Annotated in this window: 19 protein-coding genes and 1 pseudogene; 8 read left to right on the top strand and 12 right to left on the bottom strand. The window is 69.6% G+C overall.

Annotation, left to right across the window (positions count from 1 at the left end):
* Positions 1-8: 8 nt before the first annotated feature.
* Entirely contained in the window at positions 9-794 is a 786-nt protein-coding gene (locus K8O92_16870) for an electron transfer flavoprotein subunit beta/FixA family protein (GenBank protein ID UAK29699.1), read from the bottom strand.
* A gap of 267 nt (positions 795-1061) precedes the next feature.
* Between K8O92_16870 and K8O92_16865 the strand changes: the two genes are divergently transcribed.
* From K8O92_16865 to K8O92_16855, 3 genes and pseudogenes are all read left to right on the top strand, one after another.
* A complete protein-coding gene (locus K8O92_16865; protein ID UAK29698.1) occupies positions 1062-1880 on the top strand; it encodes a class I SAM-dependent methyltransferase in 819 nt (272 codons plus the stop codon).
* Positions 1881-1894: 14 nt separating this feature from the next.
* Positions 1895-3415, top strand: a pseudogene (locus tag K8O92_16860) (glycoside hydrolase family 57 protein).
* 125 nt (positions 3416-3540) lie between these two features.
* Positions 3541-4794, top strand: a complete 1254-nt coding sequence (locus K8O92_16855; protein ID UAK29697.1) for a glycosyltransferase family 4 protein — start codon at positions 3541-3543, stop codon at positions 4792-4794.
* Between the two features lie 10 nt (positions 4795-4804).
* Here K8O92_16855 and K8O92_16850 read toward each other — a convergent pair whose 3' ends face one another.
* Entirely contained in the window at positions 4805-5350 is a 546-nt protein-coding gene (locus K8O92_16850; GenBank protein ID UAK29696.1) for a DUF1697 domain-containing protein, read from the bottom strand.
* A gap of 115 nt (positions 5351-5465) precedes the next feature.
* On the bottom strand, positions 5466-6215 hold the full coding sequence (locus K8O92_16845; protein ID UAK29695.1) for an acyltransferase: 750 nt from the start codon (positions 6213-6215) through the stop codon (positions 5466-5468).
* Between the two features lie 230 nt (positions 6216-6445).
* Here K8O92_16845 and K8O92_16840 point away from each other — a divergent pair, with 230 nt between their 5' ends.
* Entirely contained in the window at positions 6446-7753 is a 1308-nt protein-coding gene (locus K8O92_16840) for a PQQ-binding-like beta-propeller repeat protein (protein ID UAK29694.1), read from the top strand.
* Positions 7754-7903: 150 nt separating this feature from the next.
* The gene (locus K8O92_16835) at positions 7904-8260 is read left to right on the top strand and encodes a hypothetical protein (GenBank protein ID UAK29693.1); all 357 of its coding nucleotides are present in this window, start codon (positions 7904-7906) and stop codon (positions 8258-8260) included.
* 26 nt (positions 8261-8286) lie between these two features.
* On the opposite strand, the gene K8O92_16830 is transcribed toward K8O92_16835, so the two are convergent.
* From K8O92_16830 to ctaD, 9 genes are all read right to left on the bottom strand, one after another.
* Positions 8287-9510 (bottom strand): class I SAM-dependent methyltransferase, encoded by a 1224-nt coding sequence (locus K8O92_16830; GenBank protein ID UAK29692.1) that lies wholly within the window; start codon positions 9508-9510, stop codon positions 8287-8289.
* A 151-nt stretch (positions 9511-9661) separates the two neighbouring features.
* Positions 9662-10639, bottom strand: coding sequence for a methyltransferase domain-containing protein (locus K8O92_16825; protein ID UAK29691.1), 978 nt, complete (start codon positions 10637-10639; stop codon positions 9662-9664).
* 37 nt (positions 10640-10676) lie between these two features.
* Positions 10677-11453, bottom strand: coding sequence for an enoyl-CoA hydratase/isomerase family protein (locus K8O92_16820; protein ID UAK29690.1), 777 nt, complete (start codon positions 11451-11453; stop codon positions 10677-10679).
* A 114-nt stretch (positions 11454-11567) separates the two neighbouring features.
* On the bottom strand, positions 11568-12404 hold the full coding sequence (locus K8O92_16815; protein ID UAK29689.1) for an NUDIX hydrolase: 837 nt from the start codon (positions 12402-12404) through the stop codon (positions 11568-11570).
* Between the two features lie 49 nt (positions 12405-12453).
* The gene (locus K8O92_16810; GenBank protein ID UAK35338.1) at positions 12454-13287 is read right to left on the bottom strand and encodes an ABC transporter ATP-binding protein; all 834 of its coding nucleotides are present in this window, start codon (positions 13285-13287) and stop codon (positions 12454-12456) included.
* A gap of 136 nt (positions 13288-13423) precedes the next feature.
* Positions 13424-14233, bottom strand: coding sequence for a peptidyl-tRNA hydrolase (locus K8O92_16805; GenBank protein UAK35337.1), 810 nt, complete (start codon positions 14231-14233; stop codon positions 13424-13426).
* On the bottom strand, positions 14233-14655 hold the full coding sequence (locus tag K8O92_16800) for a protease inhibitor I42 family protein (GenBank protein ID UAK35336.1): 423 nt from the start codon (positions 14653-14655) through the stop codon (positions 14233-14235). Before K8O92_16800 ends, K8O92_16805 begins: the two co-directional genes overlap by 1 nt.
* Before the next feature lie 95 nt (positions 14656-14750).
* Positions 14751-15968, bottom strand: coding sequence for a phosphoserine phosphatase SerB (serB, locus tag K8O92_16795; GenBank protein UAK35335.1), 1218 nt, complete (start codon positions 15966-15968; stop codon positions 14751-14753).
* A gap of 139 nt (positions 15969-16107) precedes the next feature.
* The gene (ctaD, locus tag K8O92_16790) at positions 16108-17850 is read right to left on the bottom strand and encodes a cytochrome c oxidase subunit I (protein UAK35334.1); all 1743 of its coding nucleotides are present in this window, start codon (positions 17848-17850) and stop codon (positions 16108-16110) included.
* Between the two features lie 305 nt (positions 17851-18155).
* Here ctaD and K8O92_16785 point away from each other — a divergent pair, with 305 nt between their 5' ends.
* From K8O92_16785 to K8O92_16775, 3 genes are all read left to right on the top strand, one after another.
* Complete coding sequence (locus tag K8O92_16785) at positions 18156-18962, top strand: VOC family protein (GenBank protein UAK35333.1); 807 nt, start codon at positions 18156-18158, stop codon at positions 18960-18962.
* 49 nt (positions 18963-19011) lie between these two features.
* A complete protein-coding gene (locus K8O92_16780; protein UAK35332.1) occupies positions 19012-20100 on the top strand; it encodes an ABC transporter substrate-binding protein in 1089 nt (362 codons plus the stop codon).
* Between the two features lie 138 nt (positions 20101-20238).
* Entirely contained in the window at positions 20239-20700 is a 462-nt protein-coding gene (locus tag K8O92_16775; GenBank protein UAK35331.1) for an AMP-binding protein, read from the top strand.
* The last annotated feature ends 59 nt before the right edge of the window (positions 20701-20759 follow it).

Genomic DNA, 20759 nt, shown 5'->3' with positions numbered 1-20759 from the left:
TGCCGAGATCAGATGATCTTCTGGCCGATCAGGTACTGGGCGATCTTGGAGCCGCCGTCGCCTTCGTCCGCGATCTTCTCGCCCGCGGTGCGCGGGGGCTTCGGCGTGGCCGCGGTGACGGTGGTGCCCGCGTTCGCGACACCCACGGTCGACGGGTCGACGCCCAGATCGGCCAGCGTGAAGGTCTGCACTTCCTTCTTCTTCGCGGCCATGATGCCCTTGAACGACGGGAAGCGCGGCTCGTTGATCTTCTCGGTGACGCTGACGATGGCAGGCAGGCTGGCCTCCAGCTTGAACACGCCATCGTCGGTCTCGCGCTCGCCGGTGATCTTGTCACCGTCGACGGTCAGCTTGCGCAGGTGCGTCAGCTGCGGCAGGCCCAGGTACTCGGCGATGATCGCGGGCACGGCGCCCGCGCGACCGTCGGTGGCCTCGTTGCCCGCGATGACCAACTCGACACCTTCGACCTGGCCGAGCGCGCTGGCCAGCACCCACGCCGTCTGCACGGCGTCGGAACCGTGGATGGCCGGGTCGTTGATGTGGATGGCCTTGTCGGCGCCCATGGACAGCGCCTTGCGGATGGCCTCGGTGGCGCGGTCCGGACCGGCGGCCAGCACGGTGACCTCGCCGCCCTGGGCCTCCTTGATCAGCAGCGCCTCTTCGACGGCGCGCTCGTTGATCTCGTCGAGAACGGCGTCGGCGGCCTCGCGATCGAGGGTGTAGTCACCATCGGTGAGCTTGCGCTCGGACCAGGTGTCGGGAACCTGCTTGATGAGTACGACGATGTTCGGCATCGGTCTTCGTCGACCTCCTGTTCTGGGTACACGTATGTGGTGGTCGCACGAGCGGTGCCGTACGTCCGGGTGTTTTGTGGCTCAGGCCGTGAGATTACCCTACGTTAAGTTACTCGTGGGTAACTTAGTGGCTTCTCTCTCACCAACTGGGTACCACGCGTTACAGTCCGCCGATTCGGCGGGCCCGTCCCGGCCCCGCGAAGCCGCACATCGGGGCCGACCGGGTGGGGTGTTCCGTGCGGAGGCGGTGCCAGTAACGTCGGAGTGATGAGCGAGGCTGTGATCCCTGCCGCAGTGGGCGACCCGACCGGCATCACCGCGGATCCCGAGACGACCGTGGGCACCGCGGAACCGCTGCCGCTGACCGGCGAGCGCACCGTTCCCGGCATCGCCGAGGAGAACTACTGGTTCCGCAGGCACGAGATCGCCTACGCCCGCCTGCTGGACCGCTGCGCCGGAAAGACCGTGCTGGAGGCCGGCTCCGGAGAGGGCTACGGCGCCGACATGATCGCGGGCGTGGCCACCAAGGTGATCGGTGTCGACTACGACACCAGCGCCGTCGAGCACGTGCGCGCGCGCTACCCGCGCGTGGAGATGATCCAGGGCAACCTCGCCGAGCTGCCACTGGAGGACGCCTCGGTCGACGTCGTGGTGAACTTCCAGGTGATCGAGCACCTGTGGGACCAGTCGCAGTTCCTGCGGGAGTGCCTTCGCGTGCTGCGGCCCGGCGGCGAACTGCTGATCAGCACACCCAACCGGATCACCTTCTCCCCCGGTCGCGACACACCGCTCAACCCCTTCCACACCAGGGAACTGAACGCGGCCGAGCTGACCGAACTGCTGGTCGACGCCGGTTTCGAAATCGCGCAGATGGTCGGCGTGCACCACGGGCCCGGCTTGAAAGCGTTGGACGCCAAGCACGGTGGATCGTTCATCGACGCGCAGATCGAACGAGCGCTGGCCGGAGAACCCTGGCCCGCCGAACTGACCGCGGACGTCGCCGCCATCACGATCGACGACTTCGCGCTGGTCGCCGCGGACATCGACGCGAGCTTGGATCTGGTCGCCATCGCGGTGAAGCGTTGACCGATCGCGGTACCGTGCCCGGCGGGCACGCGGCAAGCCCTGTGCCGGGCCAGTTCACCTTGGTCCTGCACTCCCACCTGCCCTGGCTGGCCCATCACGGCCGCTGGCCGGTCGGCGAGGAATGGCTCTACCAGTCCTGGGCCGCGTCCTACCTGCCCGTCGTCGAGGTCTTGCGAACCCTTGCCGCCGAAGGGCGTTCGCATCTGCTCAGTCTCGGCATCACTCCGGTGCTCGCGGCTCAGCTGGACGACCCGCACTGCCTGGCGGGTATGCACCACTGGCTGGGGAACTGGCAGCTGCGCGCCGACGAAGCGGCCATGGCGGGCAATGTCGCGCTGGGCAGGCACGAACACCGGCTCGCCGCAGCAGCCTTGGCCGAATTCGAGCGGCACTGGCGGCACGGCGCCGCGCCGGTATGGCGGGCGCTCATCGACGCGGAGACCATCGAACTGCTCGGCGGGCCGCTGGCCCATCCGTTCCAGCCGCTACTGGATCCGCGACTGCGGCAATTCCAGCTCACCGAGGGCCTGGCCGACGCGCGGCACCGCTGGGGTCGCACGCCGACCGGCATCTGGGCGCCGGAGTGCGGATACACCCCCGGCATGGAGGCCGGCTACGCCGCCGCGGGTGTGACGCATTTCATGGTCGACGGACCAGCCCTGCGCGGTGACACGACGCTCGGCCGCCCGGTGCGGGATTCCGATGTGGTCGCGTTCGGCCGGGATCTGCAGGTGAGTTACCGGGTCTGGTCACCGAAATCCGGCTATCCGGGCCACGGCGCCTACCGTGACTTTCATCACTACGACCACGCGACGGGTCTCAAACCCGCCCGGGTCACCGGCAAGACCGTCGCAGGTCCCGACAAAGCTCCCTACGATCCGGAACTGGCCGCGGCGGCCGTCGCCCGGGACGTGGAGGACTTCGTGCGCACCGTGCGGGAGCGGTTGGTCTCCGAGTCCGAGCGGATCGGGCGGCCCGCCTTGGTCGTCGCGGCGTTCGACACCGAACTGTTCGGCCACTGGTGGCACGAAGGCCCGCAATGGCTGGCACAGGTGCTGCGCGCGCTGCCGGAGGCGGGCGTCACCGTGGGCACCCTCGCCGACGCGCGGACACGCGGCTACCTGGGCGAACCGGTGCCGCTGGCCGACTCCTCCTGGGGCTCGGGCAAGGACTGGCGGGTGTGGGCGGGCGAGCAGGTGAGCGACCTGGTCGAGCTCAACGACGACATCGTCCGGTTGACCCTGGACACCCTCGACAAGATGCGCGCCGCGCAGGGCGGCGCGCCCGGGCTGCGCGACCACGTGGCCGACCAGCTGCTGCGCGAGGCGATCCTGACCGTCTCCAGCGACTGGGCGTTCATGGTCAGCAAGGACTCCGCGGCGGGTTACGCGCGCGACCGCGCACACCGCCACGCCCACGCGGTCCGGGAAATCGCCACGGCCGTCGGGGCGGGCCAACTCGCGAAAGCACGGCAGTTGGCGGCAGGATGGGGGGCAGCTGACGGACTCTTCCCCGGCGTGGACGCGCGACGACTCATCTCCGCGGGGTCCGTACCCAGCGTCACCGGGGCAGTATCCGCCGCCGCGCCAGGTTCGGGCCCCGCCACCGCGGACCACGGACCGGACCCGGCGGACCCGGGCTCGGCCGCAGAAGGACTTGCATGAAGATTTTGATGGTGTCGTGGGAGTACCCGCCGGTCGTGGTGGGTGGGCTCGGCAGGCACGTGCATCACCTCGCCGTCGAGCTGGCCGCGGCGGGCCACGAGGTGGTCGTCCTGTCGCGGCGTCCCTCCGGCACCGACGCCGCGACCCATCCCACGCACTCCTACATCGCCGACGGCGTGCTGGTGGTGGCGGTCGCGGAGGACCCGCCGGTGTTCGACTTCGGCGAGGACATGCTCGCCTGGACGCTGGCCATGGGCCACGCCATGGTGCGCGCGGGCGTCGCGCTCGGCAAGCCGGGCATCGGCGACGGCTGGACGCCCGACGTCGTGCACGCGCACGACTGGCTGGTCGCCCACCCCGGCATCGCCCTGGCCGAGTACTACGACGTGCCGCTGGTGTCGACCATCCATGCCACCGAGGCGGGGCGGCACAGCGGTTGGGTCGCGGGCAAGGTCAACAAGCAGGTGCACTCGGTGGAGTGGTGGCTCGCCAACGAATCCGACGCGCTGATCACCTGCTCGGCGTCCATGCAGGACGAGGTCGAGCGGCTCTACGGTCCGGAGCGGATCCCGATGACGGTGATCCGCAACGGAATCGACGTGAGCGCGTGGACGTTTCGTCCGCGCTCGCCGCGCAGCGGTCCGCCCCGGCTGCTGTACGTGGGCAGGCTCGAGTACGAGAAGGGCGTACAGGACGCGATCGCCGCGCTGCCGCGCATCCGCCGCGCCCACCCCGGCACCACCCTGACCGTCGCGGGCGTCGGCACCCAGTTCGAGTGGTTGCGGGAGCGCGCCCGCGTGCACCGCGTCGCCCGCGCGGTGACCTTCGCCGGTCAGCTCGACCACGCCGAACTGCTCGGCTGGCTGCACGGCGCCGACGCGATCGTGCTGCCCAGCCGGTACGAACCCTTCGGCATCGTCGCGCTCGAGGCGGCCGCGGCGGGCACCCCGCTGATCACCTCGACGGCGGGCGGCCTGGGCGAGGCCGTGATCGACGGCGTCACCGGCGCCTCGTTCGCGCCCGCGGACGTCGACGGATTGGTCGAGGCGGTCCGCGCCACCCTCGACGACCCGGCCGCCGCGCAGCAGCGGGCCTACGCCGCCCGCGAACGGCTCACCGCCGATTTCGCGTGGGACGTGGTTGCCGCGGAAACCGCCCAGGTGTACCACTCGGCCAAGCGGCGGGTGCGCAATCCGCTGGGCCGGCCGACCATCGTGGAACGTCCGCTGCCGGAACGCGATCCGAAGTAGGGCCGCCCGGTCAGGCCGCGAGCTTCTTGACGATGCGCTCGACGGTGAGCCAGGTGCGGGTGGTGATGTCCTTGCCGTACGTCTTGTCCAGCCAGGCCATGAAGTCCGGCGTCTTGCCCGGCTCGCTGTTGTCGATGACCGCGAGGAAGGCGCGCGCTGCCTTGTCGTAGGCGACGATCCTGGTGAGCGGATCGGGTTGCTCGGGCAGTGTCGCCGGATGCTCGGCCGTGTCCTTGAGGAATGTGGCGATCAGATAGGTGCCGCGCCCGTGGGTCAGGCCGGGGAACGGGTCGCTGTCCAGCAGCGCGCGCAGTTCGTCGTGGCTGCGGATGATCGTGCCGCCGCCGATCCCGAGTTCGGCGGTCAGCGCCTGCTGGATACGCTCCTCCAACGCGGGCACGTCGGTCTCCGCGCTGCGGAACACGATGTTGCCGCTGGCCAGCACCGAACCGACTCCCTCGAATCCGAGCGCCTCGAATACCGCCCGCAACTTCGCGTTGCTCATGTTCGGGTTGCTCGGCGTGATCCCCCGCAGCAGGGCGGCATAGGCAGTCATAGCGCCGAACCTACTCGTCCGCACCGACGAATCCAGGGCTTCACAGAGCAGGTCCCACCGGCTCGGATGCCGGGGTGAGTCACCTCGCTGCGCGACTCGTCCGGCTGTTTCGCCGTCAGGCGGTCTGTGTGGCGCCGTTCTTCTTGCGCGCGATGTCCTCCAGCGCGGCGAAGTACTTGGCGCGCTCTTCAGCGCCCGCCTCCCAGGCCGCCTTGCGGTTCTTGACCACCTTGGCCGGTGCGCCGACGGCGATGCTGTAGTCCGGGATCTCGCCTTTGACCACGGCGTGCGCGCCGAGCACGCAGCCGCGACCGACGCGGGTCTCGCGCAGCACGGTCACCTTGGCGGCGATCCAGGTGTCGGGACCGATGCGGACCGGGCTCTTCACGATGCCCTGGTCCTTGATCGGCACGGTGATGTCGTCCATCTTGTGGTCGAAGTCGCAGATGTAGCACCAGTCGGCCACCAGGGTCGAGTCCCCGATCTCGATGTCGAGGTAGGTGTTGACGACGTTGTCCTTGCCGAACACCACCTTGTCGCCGATGCGCAGCGAACCCTCGTGGCAGCGGATCGCGTTGCCGTCGCCGATGTGCACCCAGCGGCCGATCTCCATACGGCTCAGCTCCGGCGTCGCATGGATCTCCACGCGGCGGCCGAGGAACACCATGCCGCGCAGCACGATGTGCGGGTTGGCCAGGCGGAATTTGAGCAGCCGGTAGTAGCGCACCAGATACCAGGGCGTGTACGCCCGATTCGCGAGCACCCAGCGCAGCGACGCCAGCGTCAGAAAACGCGCCTGCTGCGGATCCCGGCGGCGCGATCCCCGCCAGCGCGAGCGCAACGGTGCGCCCCACATGCTCGTCACGAACGGTTCTCCTGTCGTGGTCCTACGGCCGTCGCCCGCCTCGCGGCGACGGATAGAGCCTATCGCCCACGACGAGCACCGTGACGAGCACCCGCGACGACAACGCCGGGACGCGTTCACCCGCGCACGGGCCTCCCGTACAGTGACTCGTGCGCCGGAGACGGCGACGGCGAACGCCAACGACGACAGGAGTGCGGCAGGTGCGAAGCGGCGGCGTACTGGCTACTTCCATGTGGCGACCGTCCCGGAAACGTGCCCCGGTCGTGCTGGCCGTGCTGGTTACGGTCGGTGCGCTGGCATCGACCGGTTGCGGCACCGATTACGACGACATCACCGTCGGCTCCGGCAAGGGCTGGACCGCCGCCTACCACGACGGCCGCAACAGCGGCACCAGTCCGGTCACCGGATCGCAAAAGATCGAGCTGAGCTGGTCGCGGCCGGTCGGCGGGCCGATCGCCCAGCCGATCACGCTGGGGCCCGACAGTCAGCTGTTCGTCACCACGCAACTGCCGAACTGTTCGATCTTCTCCTTCCAGATGGCCACCGGTCGCAAGCGGTTCTGCAATGCCTTGGGCTCGAGCGCGATCTCGGCGCCGTCCGCGGTCGACGGGATGACCAACGTCTACGTCGGCGACGACAGCAGGATGATCTCGTTCAACTACCTGGGGCAGCCGCGATGGGCCACGCCCGTTGCCGGAACGCCGGTCTCGGTGCAGTTCACCGGTGACGGAAAGCTGCTGACGGTCACGCAATCCGGCCAGGTCGACGTGCTGTCGCGGCAGACCGGCGATCGAATGGTGCCGACCGTGCAACTGCTCGGCGAGCCGGACTTCCTCGCCCACGCCAACCTCGGCTGGCCTGCCGCAGGTCAGGGACTGGACGACTGCGCCGCCGGAGGGCCGCAGTGCCCCGTCGCGAACATCTCCCCGATCGACACCGCGAGCGGCCGTTTCTATGTGACGTTGTGGCAGCCGGGTCGGCCGTCCGGGGCGGTGGTCGCGCTGCGCTATGCCGATGGCAAGGTCGAGCGGGAGTGGAGCGCCGAACTGCTGCAGCGCGGCAGCGCGACCAGCCCGGCCCTGTCCGCCGACGGCGGCACCCTCTACGTCGGCGACAACAGCAATCGGCTGATCGCCCTCGATACCGCCGACGGGCGGACCAAGTGGGTCCACCAGTTGGAGTGGGCGCCGCGCGGCGGCATCTCGGTATCCGGCGACGGCCTGATCATCCCGTCCGGCGACGACGGCTACCTGCTCGGGCTGCGGGACAACGGCGACGCGGTTGAAACTGTTTGGGAGCGAAAAGATCTCGCGCTGCGCGGGCCTGCGGCGCAGACAGCGGGCGACACCGGATACGCCGCCGCGGCGATCGGAGACGGCCTGAATCTCGTCACCTTCGACACGCAGACCGGAGCCACCATCGACTCCGACGTCCTGCCGGGCGCGAAGGGGACCGTCACGGGCACGTCGGTGGGCGCGAAGGGCGAGGTCGTGGTCGCCACCCGGATCGGCGAGATCTTCGCGTTCGAACCGGAGTAGAGTCACCTCGAACTTGTCGTGTTCCGGTTCGAGCGGGGGGAACTATGGCCAGGGGCCGGAATTCTCCCGCGGCTCGGTAAGGCGACGATAGTCGCGATCGCTCTACTCACGTCTACCGCCGCGTGCGCTGACACGGTCGACGGGCAGCCGGTGGCAGTGCCGCGAAGCCCGGCCGCGACCACACCGGCGAAGGTGACCGGCGAGCCGTTCGCCGAACACGCCGTCGACGACGAATGCGTGCTCAGCGGTGGGGAAATCAGCGCCCTCGCGGATGTGAGCCTCGGCGACGGGCGAGACACCAGCACCGAACGCCACGACGGTTCCTATGGTCGAAGCTGCACCTACCACCTCACAGCCGGTGGAGTACTGTCCTTCAGCGCATCCATCGAAGTGGCGCGGCCACAACAGAGTTCGGTGACCGAGGCGACCATAGCGCGGCTGACGAATCCGACCGACCAGCGATGGGCGGCCGCTGCGAGACTCGTCGTCGCCGCCCTTCCCGCGTAGAAGCGATTCGAGCAGACATCCGATGATCACGGGGTGGAACAGAGGAAGACCGTCGCGGCGCGGCCGATGCGAGTGATCACCAGCGTATGCGGCCGGGTGCCGCGGAGTTTGAGTCGCGAACGCAACGCGTCAGGATCCACATCGACGCCCCGGACGAGGATTTCGAGAGGCCCGCAATCGCGGCGATGCAGTTCGGCGCGCAGGATTTTCTCGCGAAAATCCATGCGATCGAGGATGCGGAAACCACGTACACCCTCGGGAACGGTGTCGCCGGTGAGATAGGCGATGCGTGGATCCAGTTGCCACAGGGCGTATTTCGAGGCGTAATGACGGACGAGCCCGGCGCGCACGATCGCACCGTCCGGATCGATGATCCACTGCCCCGGCGCGCGCTCATCGATGTCGTCGGGCTCGGCGTCGGTGATGGTCCACGCGGCTCCCTTGGAGGAGAGCACCGTCGCGCGACGGGTGACGCCGGACTCGGTGAGTCCCGCGGACCACAGGCATGCCTCACGCACCGAGCCGTCGAGCGAGACCACCTCCACCTCACCCGACCAGCCGAGCCGGTCGAAATCGAGACCGGGCGCGCACTTCACGGCCAGATCGCGACCCGCGTAGGCAGCGAGCAGGTCCGGCAGCGGCGGGCTCAGCGCGGCCGGGTCGTGGGTGCGCCTGCCGTCGGCGCGCCGGGCGGGGTCGGCGATGATCACGGTGTCGCGACTGCTCGGACGCAGCGCATCCGCGCGGACCAGCATCACGTTTCGGGTTCGCTCCGCAGGTCCCCCGGCGGACGCGAGCGGACCCGGCTCCGCCGCCTCGTGCCAGTGCGGCCCCAGATTGTGCGCGGCGAAAGCCAGCCGCACTGCGTCCAGATCGCTGCCGAGCACCGCCGGGCACACCCGGGCCAGCTCGACGAGTTCGGCTCCGATCGAGCAGGTGACGTCGTGCACCGTCCGTCCGGCGAGCCGGGCGGCACGCTGCCGCGCGACGAGCGTCGGGGTGGCCTGTTGCAGCGCGTCGTCGGTGAAGAGCCACTGCGCGGCATCGAGGAGCTTCGCGCCTGCCCTGCGCCGCAAGCGCACGGTCTCGATCAGGGCCGCCGTTCGGTCGCCGTGCGTGCGGCGCACCTGTTCGAGATCGCGCAAGTGCGTCGCCGGGGTCAGCTCCAGCAGGGCCACCTCGGTCAGCGCGGCATTGCCTGCCGCGCTACCCAGGTACCGGACATCCTCGTGGGAGAAGCGATAGCCCACTACCGATCCCCCAGGACGTCCGTCCCACCGCTGTCGCGGCGTGCCGCCTCGGGAGCCCGGCGCGGGAATGCGACCAGGGGCTCGCACCCCTCGACTGCACCGACCGTGCCATCGTGGGGAGCGACATGGTCGCGAAGGGTGACGCGGCCCACTACTTTCCGGCGGAGCTCGGCTTCACGCCGGTGATCATGGCGTTGTAGAAGAACTGACGCGGAACCACGCGGCGCATGACGTTCTCGTCCACCCAGCTCAGCCCCAGCCAGGCGCGGTACATCGCCATCCGGTAGCGCCAGGTGAGCTTCTCGGCGGGCACGGCCGCCTCGAAGGTGCGCACCGGCCAGCCCCACAGCGCAGCCGCGAATTCCTCGGTCTTGGCGGCCACCTCGACAGCGCCCGCCGAGCGGGCCATCGCCTCCAGGGCGCGCGGGTCGAAGGTGTGCAGGTCGACGACCGCTTCCAGGGCCGCGGCGCGCGAGGACTCGTCCAGCTCCTCCTGCGGGCGCCGCCAGTCGCTGAGCATCGGCAGCTTGGTGACCGTGGTGGTGGCCTTCCAGGTGATCCGGCCCAACCAGCGCGCGTAGAAGTTGCCGACCGTGGTCGGCTCACCGGCGAACACGAAGCGCCCGCCCGGCTTCAGCACGCGCAGGCACTCCTTGAGCGCCAGTTCGACGTCCGGGATGTGGTGCAGCACCGCGTGACCGACCACCAGATCGAAGGTGTCGTCCTCGTAAGGGATGGTCTCGGCGTCGGCGACCCGGCCGTCCACGTCCAACCCGAGGTTCTGCGCGTTGCGCAGCGCGACCTTCACCATGCCCGGCGACAGGTCGGTGACCGAGCCGGACTTCGCCACGCCCGCCTGCATCAGGTTCAGCAGGAAGAAGCCGGTACCGCAACCCAGTTCGAGCGCCTTGTCGTAGGGCAGCGGGGCGGGACCGACGGCCGCGTCGAACCGGCCGCGCGCGTATTCGATACAGCGCTCGTCATAGGAAATGGACCATTTGTCGTCATAGGTCTCGGCTTCCCAGTCGTGGTAGAGAACCTGGGCCAGCTTCGTATCCTTGAGCGCTGCTTCGACCTCTGCCTCGGTGGCGTGCGGGTTCGGCGCGGGGTCGTCGGGACGTACCGTCATGGTCGGCAAGCCTACCCAAATCCCCAGTTGACGCCTGCTATCGCCCCACGAATTGCGCCGACCCCGGACCGTCGGCCAAATAGGAACCTGTTCCTATCAGGCGATCTTCCGTGGTGAACAGGACCGACCACTCGTCACGGGCGCGATCCAGACCGTGCGGACCGGCTTCGAAGACCGCTTTGGCGGCGGCCAGCGCGCGGGCGGGACCATCGGCGAACTGGCGCGCCCAACCCATCGCGGCGGTGTACACGTCGTCCGGCGCGACGACCTCGTCCACCAGGCCGAGAGCCTTCGCCTCCTCCGGCTCGACGAAACGGCCGGTGTAGACGAGGTCCTTGGCCGGGCCCGGCCCGATCAGCAGCGCCAGGCGCCGGATGCCCGCGAGCGGGATCAGGCCGGTTTTGATCTGCGGCAGACCCAGCTTCACGTTGTCACCGATGACGCGGCGATCCGCGCCCAGCGCCAGTTCCAGCCCGCCGCCGAGGCAGTAACCGCTGATCGCCGCGACAGTGGGCTGCGGGATCCTGGCCAGGCAGCCCAGGGCCCGCTGGAGATCGGCCGCCATGGCGGTGGCCTCGTCACTGCTCAGCCCGCTCAGTTCGGCCACGTCGTCACCCGCCGAGAACACTCGTTCGTCGCCGTACACGACCACCGCGGCGACGCCCGGGTCCGCGGCGACGGCGTCGGCCGCCTCGGCCAGCTCGCGCACCAGCTGCAGATTCAGCAGATTCAGCGGCGGGCGATCGATCCGGAGGACGGCCACGCGGCGCGCGGCATCACCCTCGGGCAGATCCAGGGTCACGAATTCGGCCATGAGAGGTCACGCTACCGCGTGCTCACCGGCGTGGGCGGTCAGGACCGGAGGAGGTAGCGCAGCGTAACCACGCAGGACCCCGCCCACGCCGACCAACAGACACAGCGTGGGCGGTCAGCGCGCGGACCCCTTCAGCCGTCGAGCATCCGGAAGATCGGCGAAGTAGCGCTGGTTGTCCGGGAACGACAGCATCCGCTTGCCGTCCAGATCGGCCAGTACGGGCAGGATCGGATCGATGGCCCGCTGCGCGGCCAGGATGTCGGCGGTGGAGCGGAACGCACCCAGCGCGACCAGCTGCGACCAGGTCGGCGGCAGCAGCACGTCGGCGCCCGAACGCCATCGGTCCAGCGCCGCCGCCGGGGTGCTCCAGCGCACCTCCGCCGCCTCGGACGTGGCGCCGTCGGCCCGCTGTCCTTGCGGCAGCACCGCGACGAAGAACCGGGTGTCGTAGCGGCGCGGCTCGATGACCGGGGTGATCCAATTCGCCCACGGCCGCAGCAGGTCGGCGCGCAGCACGAGCCTCTCCTCGGCGAGGAACGACGCCAGCGACAGTTCCCTGCGCTCGAGCCTGCCGCGCGCGTCCCGGTACCCGGCGGTGTCGGAGACGACGCTGTCGGCGGTCGGGCCGGCCAGCAGCACACCGCACTCCTCGAACGTCTCCCGCACCGCCGCGCAGACCAGCGCCTTGGCTCTCGGCTCGGTGGTGGCGAATCGCTCGGCCCACCAGGCGGGCTCCGGTCCGGCCCAGGCGATGTCCGCGGTCGCGTCGGACGAGTCGACGCCGCCACCAGGGAACACGGTCATGCCCGCGGCGAACGCCATGGCGCCGACCCGGCGCTGCAGGAAGATCTCGGGCCCGTCGACGCCGTCGCGCACGAGCATCACCGTCGACGCGTCCTTCAGCGGCGGCGCCTGTTGCTGAGAGTCTGCCTGCGCTTCTGTCTCACTCACGTCTGCACCCTAACGCGCGCTTGGTGGGCGACGACACGGCCGTTGCCGGTCAGCGGGTGCGGTGCCTGCCCGCGCGCCGCGCACGCCGCGCGAAGTAGCGGCCGTCGACTCGATCCAGCGCGATCGATTGCCGGAAGGCGTCGCTGAGGTTCTCCGCGGTGAGCACGTCGGAGAGCAAGCCCTGCGCGACCACTGAGCCTTCGTTGAGCAGCAGGCCGTGGGTGAATCCGGGCGGGATCTCCTCGACGTGATGGGTGACCAGCACAATCGCGGGCGAGTCCGGGTCCGCGGCCAGATCGCCGAGCCGCTCGACCAGTTCCTCCCGGCCGCCCAGATCCAGGCCCGCGGCCGGTTCGTCGAGCAACAACAGCTCGGGATCGGTCATCAGGGCGCGGGCGATGAGCACCCGTTTGCGCTCGCCCTCCGACAGTGTTCCGTAGGTGCGGTCCGACAGGTGCTCGGCGCCGAGACTTTCCAGCATGTCGATGGCGCGATCGGTGTCCATGTCGTCGTAGCGCTCGCGCCAGCGGCCGAGCACCGCGTAACCGGCGGACACCACCAGATCGCTGACCTTCTCATCGATCGGGACCCGGCTGGCCACCGCGGCCGAGGACAGGCCGATGCGCGGACGCAACTCGCTGACGTCCACTTTCCCGATCCGCTCGCCGAGCAGATGGGCGACGCCCGCGGTCGGGTGCATCTCGGCGGCGGCCATTCGCAGCAGCGAGGTCTTGCCCGCGCCGTTGGGGCCGAGGACCACCCAGCGTTCGTCGAGCTCGACCTGCCAGGTGACCGGACCGACGAGGGTATGCCCCGAGCGGCGGACGGTCACGTCGGTGAAATCGATGAGCAGATCGGGATCCGGTTGCGGCACGGGCTCCATCTTGGCCCACCTGAGGGGGCACTTGCCAACGCGGGGAGGGGAAAGCCGAGCCGTGGCTGGAATCCATGCCCGATCGCAGCCATCAGGGCCGTATCGCCCGAGCGTCCGACACGCCCGCGACGTCACCGCGCGATGTTCACCAGGATCGGGCGGGTACGGCGATCACCGTCATGGAGCCCGGCGCAACCTCGGTGTAGCCCGCGTCGCGCACGGCGACCGCGCCGCCCTCGGCCACCTGCTCGACCAGCGCGGCCCAGCGTCCCGCGTCGGCCTCGCGCACCGCGCAGCGGAAGCCGAGTTCGGCCCAGCGCCGCGCGTGCTCGATCGGCAGCGCGCCCGCCAGCAGCATGCTCGCGTGGCCCACCTGGGCGGCCGCCTTGCCCAGTGTCATCCCGAGCCCGGTGTTCACCCACAGGACGGGCAGGCTCGGATCGGGCGGCCCGGGCTCGTCGTGCTCGAGATCGGTGCCGCCGATCTGCAGACGCTTGATCCGTGGATCGACCCGGCCCACCGGCCCCGGGACCAGCGCCCGCGCCCGCGCACCGTCGATCTCGACGGTGACGCCGTCCACCGCGCAGGTCGCCTGCCACTGGGCGCCCCGCGCGCGACGAGCCACCTTGCGGATGCGGGATCGCTTCCACGCCAGATACGGCTCTTCCCATTCGCCACCCGGCCCGACCCGCTCGTCCAGGCACAGCGCCACCGCGGCGGCCGCCGCCGCGGCCAGCAGGGCGCTGCGCGGAGGCGGATCGGCTTTGGGCAAGTGCAGGACCATCTGCATCGCCTGCACCATGGCGGGGTCGTCCGGGTCGGCCGCCCCGTAATAGCCGCGGGCCAGTTCCGCATGCCGGGCGTCGAATGCCGCGATATCCGATGTCGTTGTGGTGACGTCCGATGTGGCTGCCGCCACGGATGGCTCGGCGCCGCAGTCCGGCATGCTCGTCATCACCGCACCTCGATCGTCAACGAGAACGTCCGGGCCGGCTCCAAACCCTGGTCCCACGGACGCGTGTACTCCATCTTCAATGTGGTCGCACCCGTCCCGACGCCTACGAAGCTCCGCACGGCCGTGCCGCCGGCGCCCGGCGCGACCGGCGCGGCCGCATCCGGTTCGAAATCGGCCTCGCCGTCCGGTTTCACCACCGACGAGTCGAGTGCCGCGACGCTCCAGGAGTATCCGGTCGACGGGTTGGCAGGCAGGGCGACCACGAGCCGCTGTCCGGCCGACAGCCGCCGCTGCTGCGCGTTGTCGGCCTCACCTACGCGCACAACGGCATTCGCGACCTCGGCGGTGGTCGTCTCCGACGAGCCGTTGCCGCACCCCGCCACCGCCGATCCGATCAGCAGCACAAGCAGGGACTTCCGCACCCTTCCTCCGATCGCCGAATGATCAACCCGCAGTGAGCCTACCGATCGGCGGCTGCGCGCACCGGCGCGCTGTCCGGGGTGTGGGTCCGGACCGCTCACCCCAGCGGGACGCGACGCAGCAAACCGTCCCTGGCGTCGGCGGCTTCCACTTCGTGCCGGGTGACTCCGAGAATGAACAGGACGGCGTCCAGGTACGGGTGCGAGAGCGCGGCGTCGGCGACCTCGCGCAGCGCGGGTTTGGCGTTGAAGGCGACGCCCAGCCCGGCGGCGTTGAGCATGTCGATGTCGTTGGCGCCGTCGCCCACCGCGACGGTCTGTTCCATCGGCACCCCGGCCTCGGCCGCGAACTTGCGCAGCGCGGTCGCCTTGGCCGCGCGGTCGACGATCTCGCCGACGACCCGGCCCGTCAGCTTGCCGTCCACGACCTCCAGCGTGTTCGCCTGCACGAAGTCCAACTCCAGCTCGTGCGCCAGCGGTTCGATCACCTGACGGAAACCGCCGGACACCACGCCGCAGCGGAAACCGATCCGGCGCAGCGTGCGGATGGTGGTGCGCGCGCCGGGGGTCAACGCGATCCGGTCGGCCACCTCCTCGATCACCGACTCGTCCAATCCGGCCAGCGTCGCGACCCGCTGCCGCAGCGATTCGGCGAAGTCGATCTCTCCGCGCATGGCGGCCTCGGTCACCTTGCGGACCTCGTCCTCCACACCCGCGTGTGCGGCGAGCATCTCGATGACCTCGCCCTGGATCAGGGTCGAGTCGACGTCGAACACGATCAGCCGCTTGCCGCGGCGGGCCAGACCGGCCCGCTCCACCGCGACGTCCACCTGCTCGGCCACCGCGACCTCGGCCAGTGCCGTGCGCAGCCGCGAATCGGTGTCCGGGCCGGAGTCGATGGCGGTGACCATCAGCTCCATGCCGGTCACCGGGTAATCGGCGATGCCGCGAATGGAGTCGATATTGGCGCCGAGGGCGGCCAGTTGCCGCGACACCGCGCTGAACGCGCGCGCGGTCACCGGGCTACCGAGGATGACCACCGCGTGGGTGGACATCGGCTGCCTGCCGATCGCCGCGTCCACTTCCACGTCGACGTGCATGCCGACGGTGTTCATGGCCTCTTCGAGCTCGTCCTGCAACGCCTCGGCGTCGGTCGGGCAGATGACCAGGACACCCAGGGTCAGCCTCCCCCGGATCACGACCTGCTCCACGTCCAGCAGACTCACCCGGTGCCGGGACATCGCCGCGAGCAGCACGGACGTCACACCGGGGCGGTCCGGCCCGGTGACGGTGACGAGAACGGTGGTGTCGGCCAACTGATGCGCTCCAAACTCGGTGTTCGCCGTCGCTGTCGGTGGACATCGTTGTCGTGACGCCAACGGTGCGTACTGCTCTCACAAAAGAGTGTGCACCCGCTGTCACCAGCAGGTGCACACTCATGGCGGTATCTTTCGCCTACTTCGTCAACGCGGCCGTCTCGTGGACCTCGGTGGCGTGCTTGCCCGCACCCCAGCCCACGTGGGCCTCGGCGCGCATGCGCTCGATCATGTGCGGGTAGTGCAGCTCGAAGGCGGGACGCTCGGAGCGGATGCGCGGCAGCTCGTAGAAGTTGTGCCGCGGCGGCGGGCAGGTGGTGGCCCACTCCAGCGAGTTGCCGTAGCCCCACGGGTCGTCCACGGTGACCACCTCGCCGTAGCGGTAGCTCTTGAAGACGTTCCACAGGAACGGCAGCATCGACGCGCCGAGCACGAAGGCGCCGATCGTGGAGATCGTGTTCAGCGTGGTGAAGCCGTCGCTGGGCAGGTAGTCGGCGTAGCGGCGCGGCATGCCCTCGGCGCCCAGCCAGTGCTGGACGAGGAAGGTGGTGTGGAAGCCGATGAACGTCGTCCAGAAGTGCCACTTGGCCAGGCGCTCGTCCAGCATGCGTCCGGTCATCTTCGGGAACCAGAAGTAGATGCCCGCGTAGGTGGCGAACACGATGGTGCCGAAGAGCACGTAGTGGAAGTGCGCCACGACGAAGTACGAGTCGGTGACGTGGAAGTCCAGCGGCGGGCTGGCCAGGATGACGCCGGACAGGCCACCGAAGAGGAAGGTGACGATGAACCCGATGGAGAACAGCATCGGCGACTCGAAGGTCAGCTGACCGCGCCACATCGTGCCGATCCAGTTGAAGAACTTCACACCGGTCGGGACCGCGATGAGGAAGGTCATGAACGAGAAGTACGGCAGCAGGACCGCGCCGGTGGCGTACATGTGGTGCGCCCACACCGCGATGGACAACGCGGCGATACCCAGGGTGGCGTAGACCAGCGTGGTGTAACCGAAGATCGGCTTACGCGAGAAGACCGGGAAGATCTCCGAGACGATGCCGAAGAACGGCAGCGCGATGATGTACACCTCGGGGTGGCCGAAGAACCAGAACAGGTGCTGGTAGAGCAGGATGCCGCCGGTCGCGGGGTCGTAGATGTGGCCACCCAGGTGGCGGTCGTAGGCCAGGCCGAACAGCGCGGCGGTCAGCAGCGGGAAGGCCAGCAGCACCAGGACGCTGGTGACGGCGATGTTCCAGGTGAAGATCGGCATCCGGAACATGGTCATACCGGGAGCACGCAGGCAGACCACGGTGGTCAGCATGTTCACGCCACCGAGGATGGTGCCCAGACCGGACACCGCGAGGCCCAGGATCCACAGGTCGGTTCCGACGCCGGGCGAGTGCAGGATGTCGGTCAGCGGCACGTACGCCGTCCAGCCGAAGTCCGCGGCGCCGCCCGGGGTGATGAAGCCCGCGGTCGCCATGCTGGCGCCGAACGCGTACAGCCAGTAGCTGAAGGCATTCAGGCGGGGGAAGGCGACGTCGGGGGCGCCGATCTGCAGCGGCAGGATGATGTTGGCGAAGCCGAACACGATCGCGGTCGCGTAGAACAGCAGCATGATCGTGCCGTGCATGGTGAACAGCTGGTTGAACTGCTCGGTCGACAGGAACTGCAGGCCGGGGCGCGCGAGCTCACCGCGCATCAGCAGCGCCATCAGGCCACCGATGAGGAAGAAGCCCATCGACGTGGTCAGGTACATGACACCCAGGACCTTGGGGTCCGTGGTGGTGACCATCTTGTAGATGAACGAGCCCTTCGGCCCGGTCCGAGCCGGATAAGGCCGAGTCGCTTCCAACTGAGGGACTGGCTGGGGCTCTACGGCAGTCACTGATCCTCCTGAAAGGTGCCTTTAGGTCGCTCCGCAGGCTCCGCTGATCGCATCCATCCGCTATGTCGGGACAGACGACAGTTCGCTTGCGCTCTTCGAATCGTAAACCGTGGCGATGGAGCGAGCCGAACGGGTCCTACTCTCTGTCGTATTTGTTCGGCCGCACCTGCGGCACGGCGTGTTCGCGGTCCCCTCGGGGCTCGGGTTGCGATTCTGGTCCTACTGCGGTCGGCACCGATCAGTTCGGCGGGCCGGGTCCGTCTGTACCGGTGACATCAGTTCACCTCGCAGCCAGGAGGCCAGTGATGACGAAACCGAACGACACCAAGCCGGGCGATCCCTGTTGGGTAGAGCTGTACACCTCCGATCCCGACCGGAGCATCGCGTTCTATCGCGACCTGTTCGGGTGGACCGCCGAGAGCGCGGGCGAGGAGTTCGGCGGCTATATCACCTTCCGCAAGGGCGGGCGCGTGGTGGCGGGCGCGATGGCCAGGATGCCCGGCGACACCGACAGCCCGGAACAGTGGACGGTGTATCTGGCCAGTCCCGATGCCCAGGCCACCGCCGACGCGGCGACCGCGGCGGGGGCGTCGCTGGTCGTGCCGCCGATGGCGGTCGGCGAGCTGGGCACGATGGCCGTGCTCGGCGACGTCGGGGGCGCGGGCGTCGGCATCTGGCAGGCCGGGACGTTCCCCGGCTTCGAGACCATGGGCCTGGTCTCCGGCGGGCAGTGGCGCGACCACGCGGGCGCACCGTCGTGGTTCGAGTTGCACACCCGCGCCTACGACGCCTCGCTGACGTTCTACCGCGACGTGTTCGGCTGGTCGGACGTCTTCACGATCTCCGACGTCCCGGAATTCCGCTACTCCACCATCCACGCGGAGAGTCCGATGCTCGGCGGCGTCATGGACGCCTCGGCGTTCCTGCCCGAAGGCGCACCCGCCGGCTGGACCGTCTACTTCGGCGCCGACGACGTGGACAAGACCGTCGACCGGCTCGCCGAACTGGGCGGCTCGGTGCTCTCGCCCCCGGAGAACACCCCCTACGGCCGCATGGCCGCGGTCACCGACGCCACCGGCGCCCGCTTCAGCATCGGCGGCGAGAAAGCGTGATTCACGGCGCCGTCCGGCGCTGCGAATCAGACACGGTACCCTCAGCCGCATGCCGCTGAGCGCCTTCGTTCGCTTCCGAAACCGCACAGCTTCTCCCACACCCGCCGCCGCGGGTCGCCGGGTGATCGTGGTCGCCGCCGTGTGCGCGACTGTTCTGGCGGCGGGCTGTGGCGGCAAGAGCGACGACGACGTCTCGATCGTGCGCACCACCACGAATATCGCGGGTGCGGGCGTGGTGGGTCTGGAGCGTGACACCACCCGGGCGTGCGCGTTGCCGAGCGCGCCGGACCCGGCGGATGCGCAGACCCGGAGCGTCACGCATGCGGCGGGGGTCTCCGAGGTGCCCGCCGATCCACAGCGCATCGTCGTGCTCACCACCTCCGCGCTGGACGCGGTCTGCGCGCTCGGCCTGTGGGAGCGGGTCGTCGGCACGGTGACCCTCGACGGGCCGAGCCCGCAACCGGCCTATCTGGGGACCGGCGTGCTGAAGATTCCCGGCGTCGGCACCGCCGCGCAACCCGACCCGGCCCGGATCGCCGATCTGCGCCCCGACCTGATCCTCGGCGAGATCCCCACCGGCGCGGCGAGTTTCGCCGCGCTCCAGGCCATCGCCCCGACCGTGCTGGTCGGCTCGAACAACAGCTGGCAGGCCGAATTCGCGGCTTTCGCCGCGGGTTCGGGACGTCTGGGCGCGGCGGAGACCGCCCTGCAGAACTACCGCACCGAGGCGCGCGACACCGGTGTCGCGCTGGCGGCGGGCCAGACGCAGGCATCGGTCATCCGGTTCACCGCCGACACCGACCAGGTGCAGGGCGGCGACAGCTTCGCGGGCCAGGTGCTCGGCGACGCGGGCGTGCAGCGGCCCGCCGCCCAGCGCGGCGCCTCGTTCGACGTGCGCGGGGGCGAGTTCGCCACGAAGGTGGAAGGCGACGTGATCTACGTGATCCTCGCGGGCCGGGAGGGCAAGGAGCACGGTGAAGCGGTGCTGCGCACCGACGAATGGAAGGAACTCGGCGCCGCCACCGACCGCCGGGTGTTCGCCGTGGAGGACAGCGTCTGGCACGGCGAGGGCCTCACCGCCGCCCGCGCCCTGCTCACCGATCTGCGCAACACGCTCAACGGCTACGTGACCGACTGAGCGCCACACCCTTGGGTGGGATTTCGCCCACCCTGGGAGTGCCCGGACCAGCGCTGGGGTTGCTGTCGGAAGGGCCGCTCGAGGACGAGATTAAGAGGTACGCAGAACAACCTCCCAATCGACACTCGAGGACACGAAATGCACACGCTGACCGATTCGCTCGCCGACAACCTCTACGTCCTGCCGCTGGCCGAGCCCGTCGCCGAGGTCGATCCGCAGGCGGTCGTGGTGTCCACCGCCGATTGCGACCTCACCTACGCCGAACTGGATCGCTGGTCCAACCGCCTCGCCCGCCTGCTGCTCGGCATCGGCGCGGGCCCCGGCACCCGCATCGCGGTGGCGATCGACCAGCCCATCGAGTCCGTCGTGGCCGAGCGGGCCGCCACCAAGATCGGCGCAGTGACCATCCCCGTGACCGAAGACGGCTCCTTCGCGCTCGGCACCCCGGTGGGCGTCACCACCAAGGATCAGCGGCCCGACCAGGCCGGCGCGATCACCTGGCTGGTGCTGGACGAGCGCTCCACCCTCCAGCGCTACCTCACCAGTTCTTCCGCCCCGCTGGGCACCGCCGACCTGGACCTTCTTCCCGCATCCGCCTGACCGGGCATATCCCTCCCCACGCGACCCGAACAGCGATGTTCGGGTCGCGCAGTGTGCGC

This window comes from Nocardia asteroides, assembly GCA_019930625.1.
Taxonomy (GTDB): Bacteria; Actinomycetota; Actinomycetes; order Mycobacteriales; family Mycobacteriaceae; genus Nocardia; species Nocardia sputi.
The sequence above is the reverse complement of the archived record's forward strand: the minus strand, read 5'-3'. Positions and strand labels throughout refer to the sequence as shown.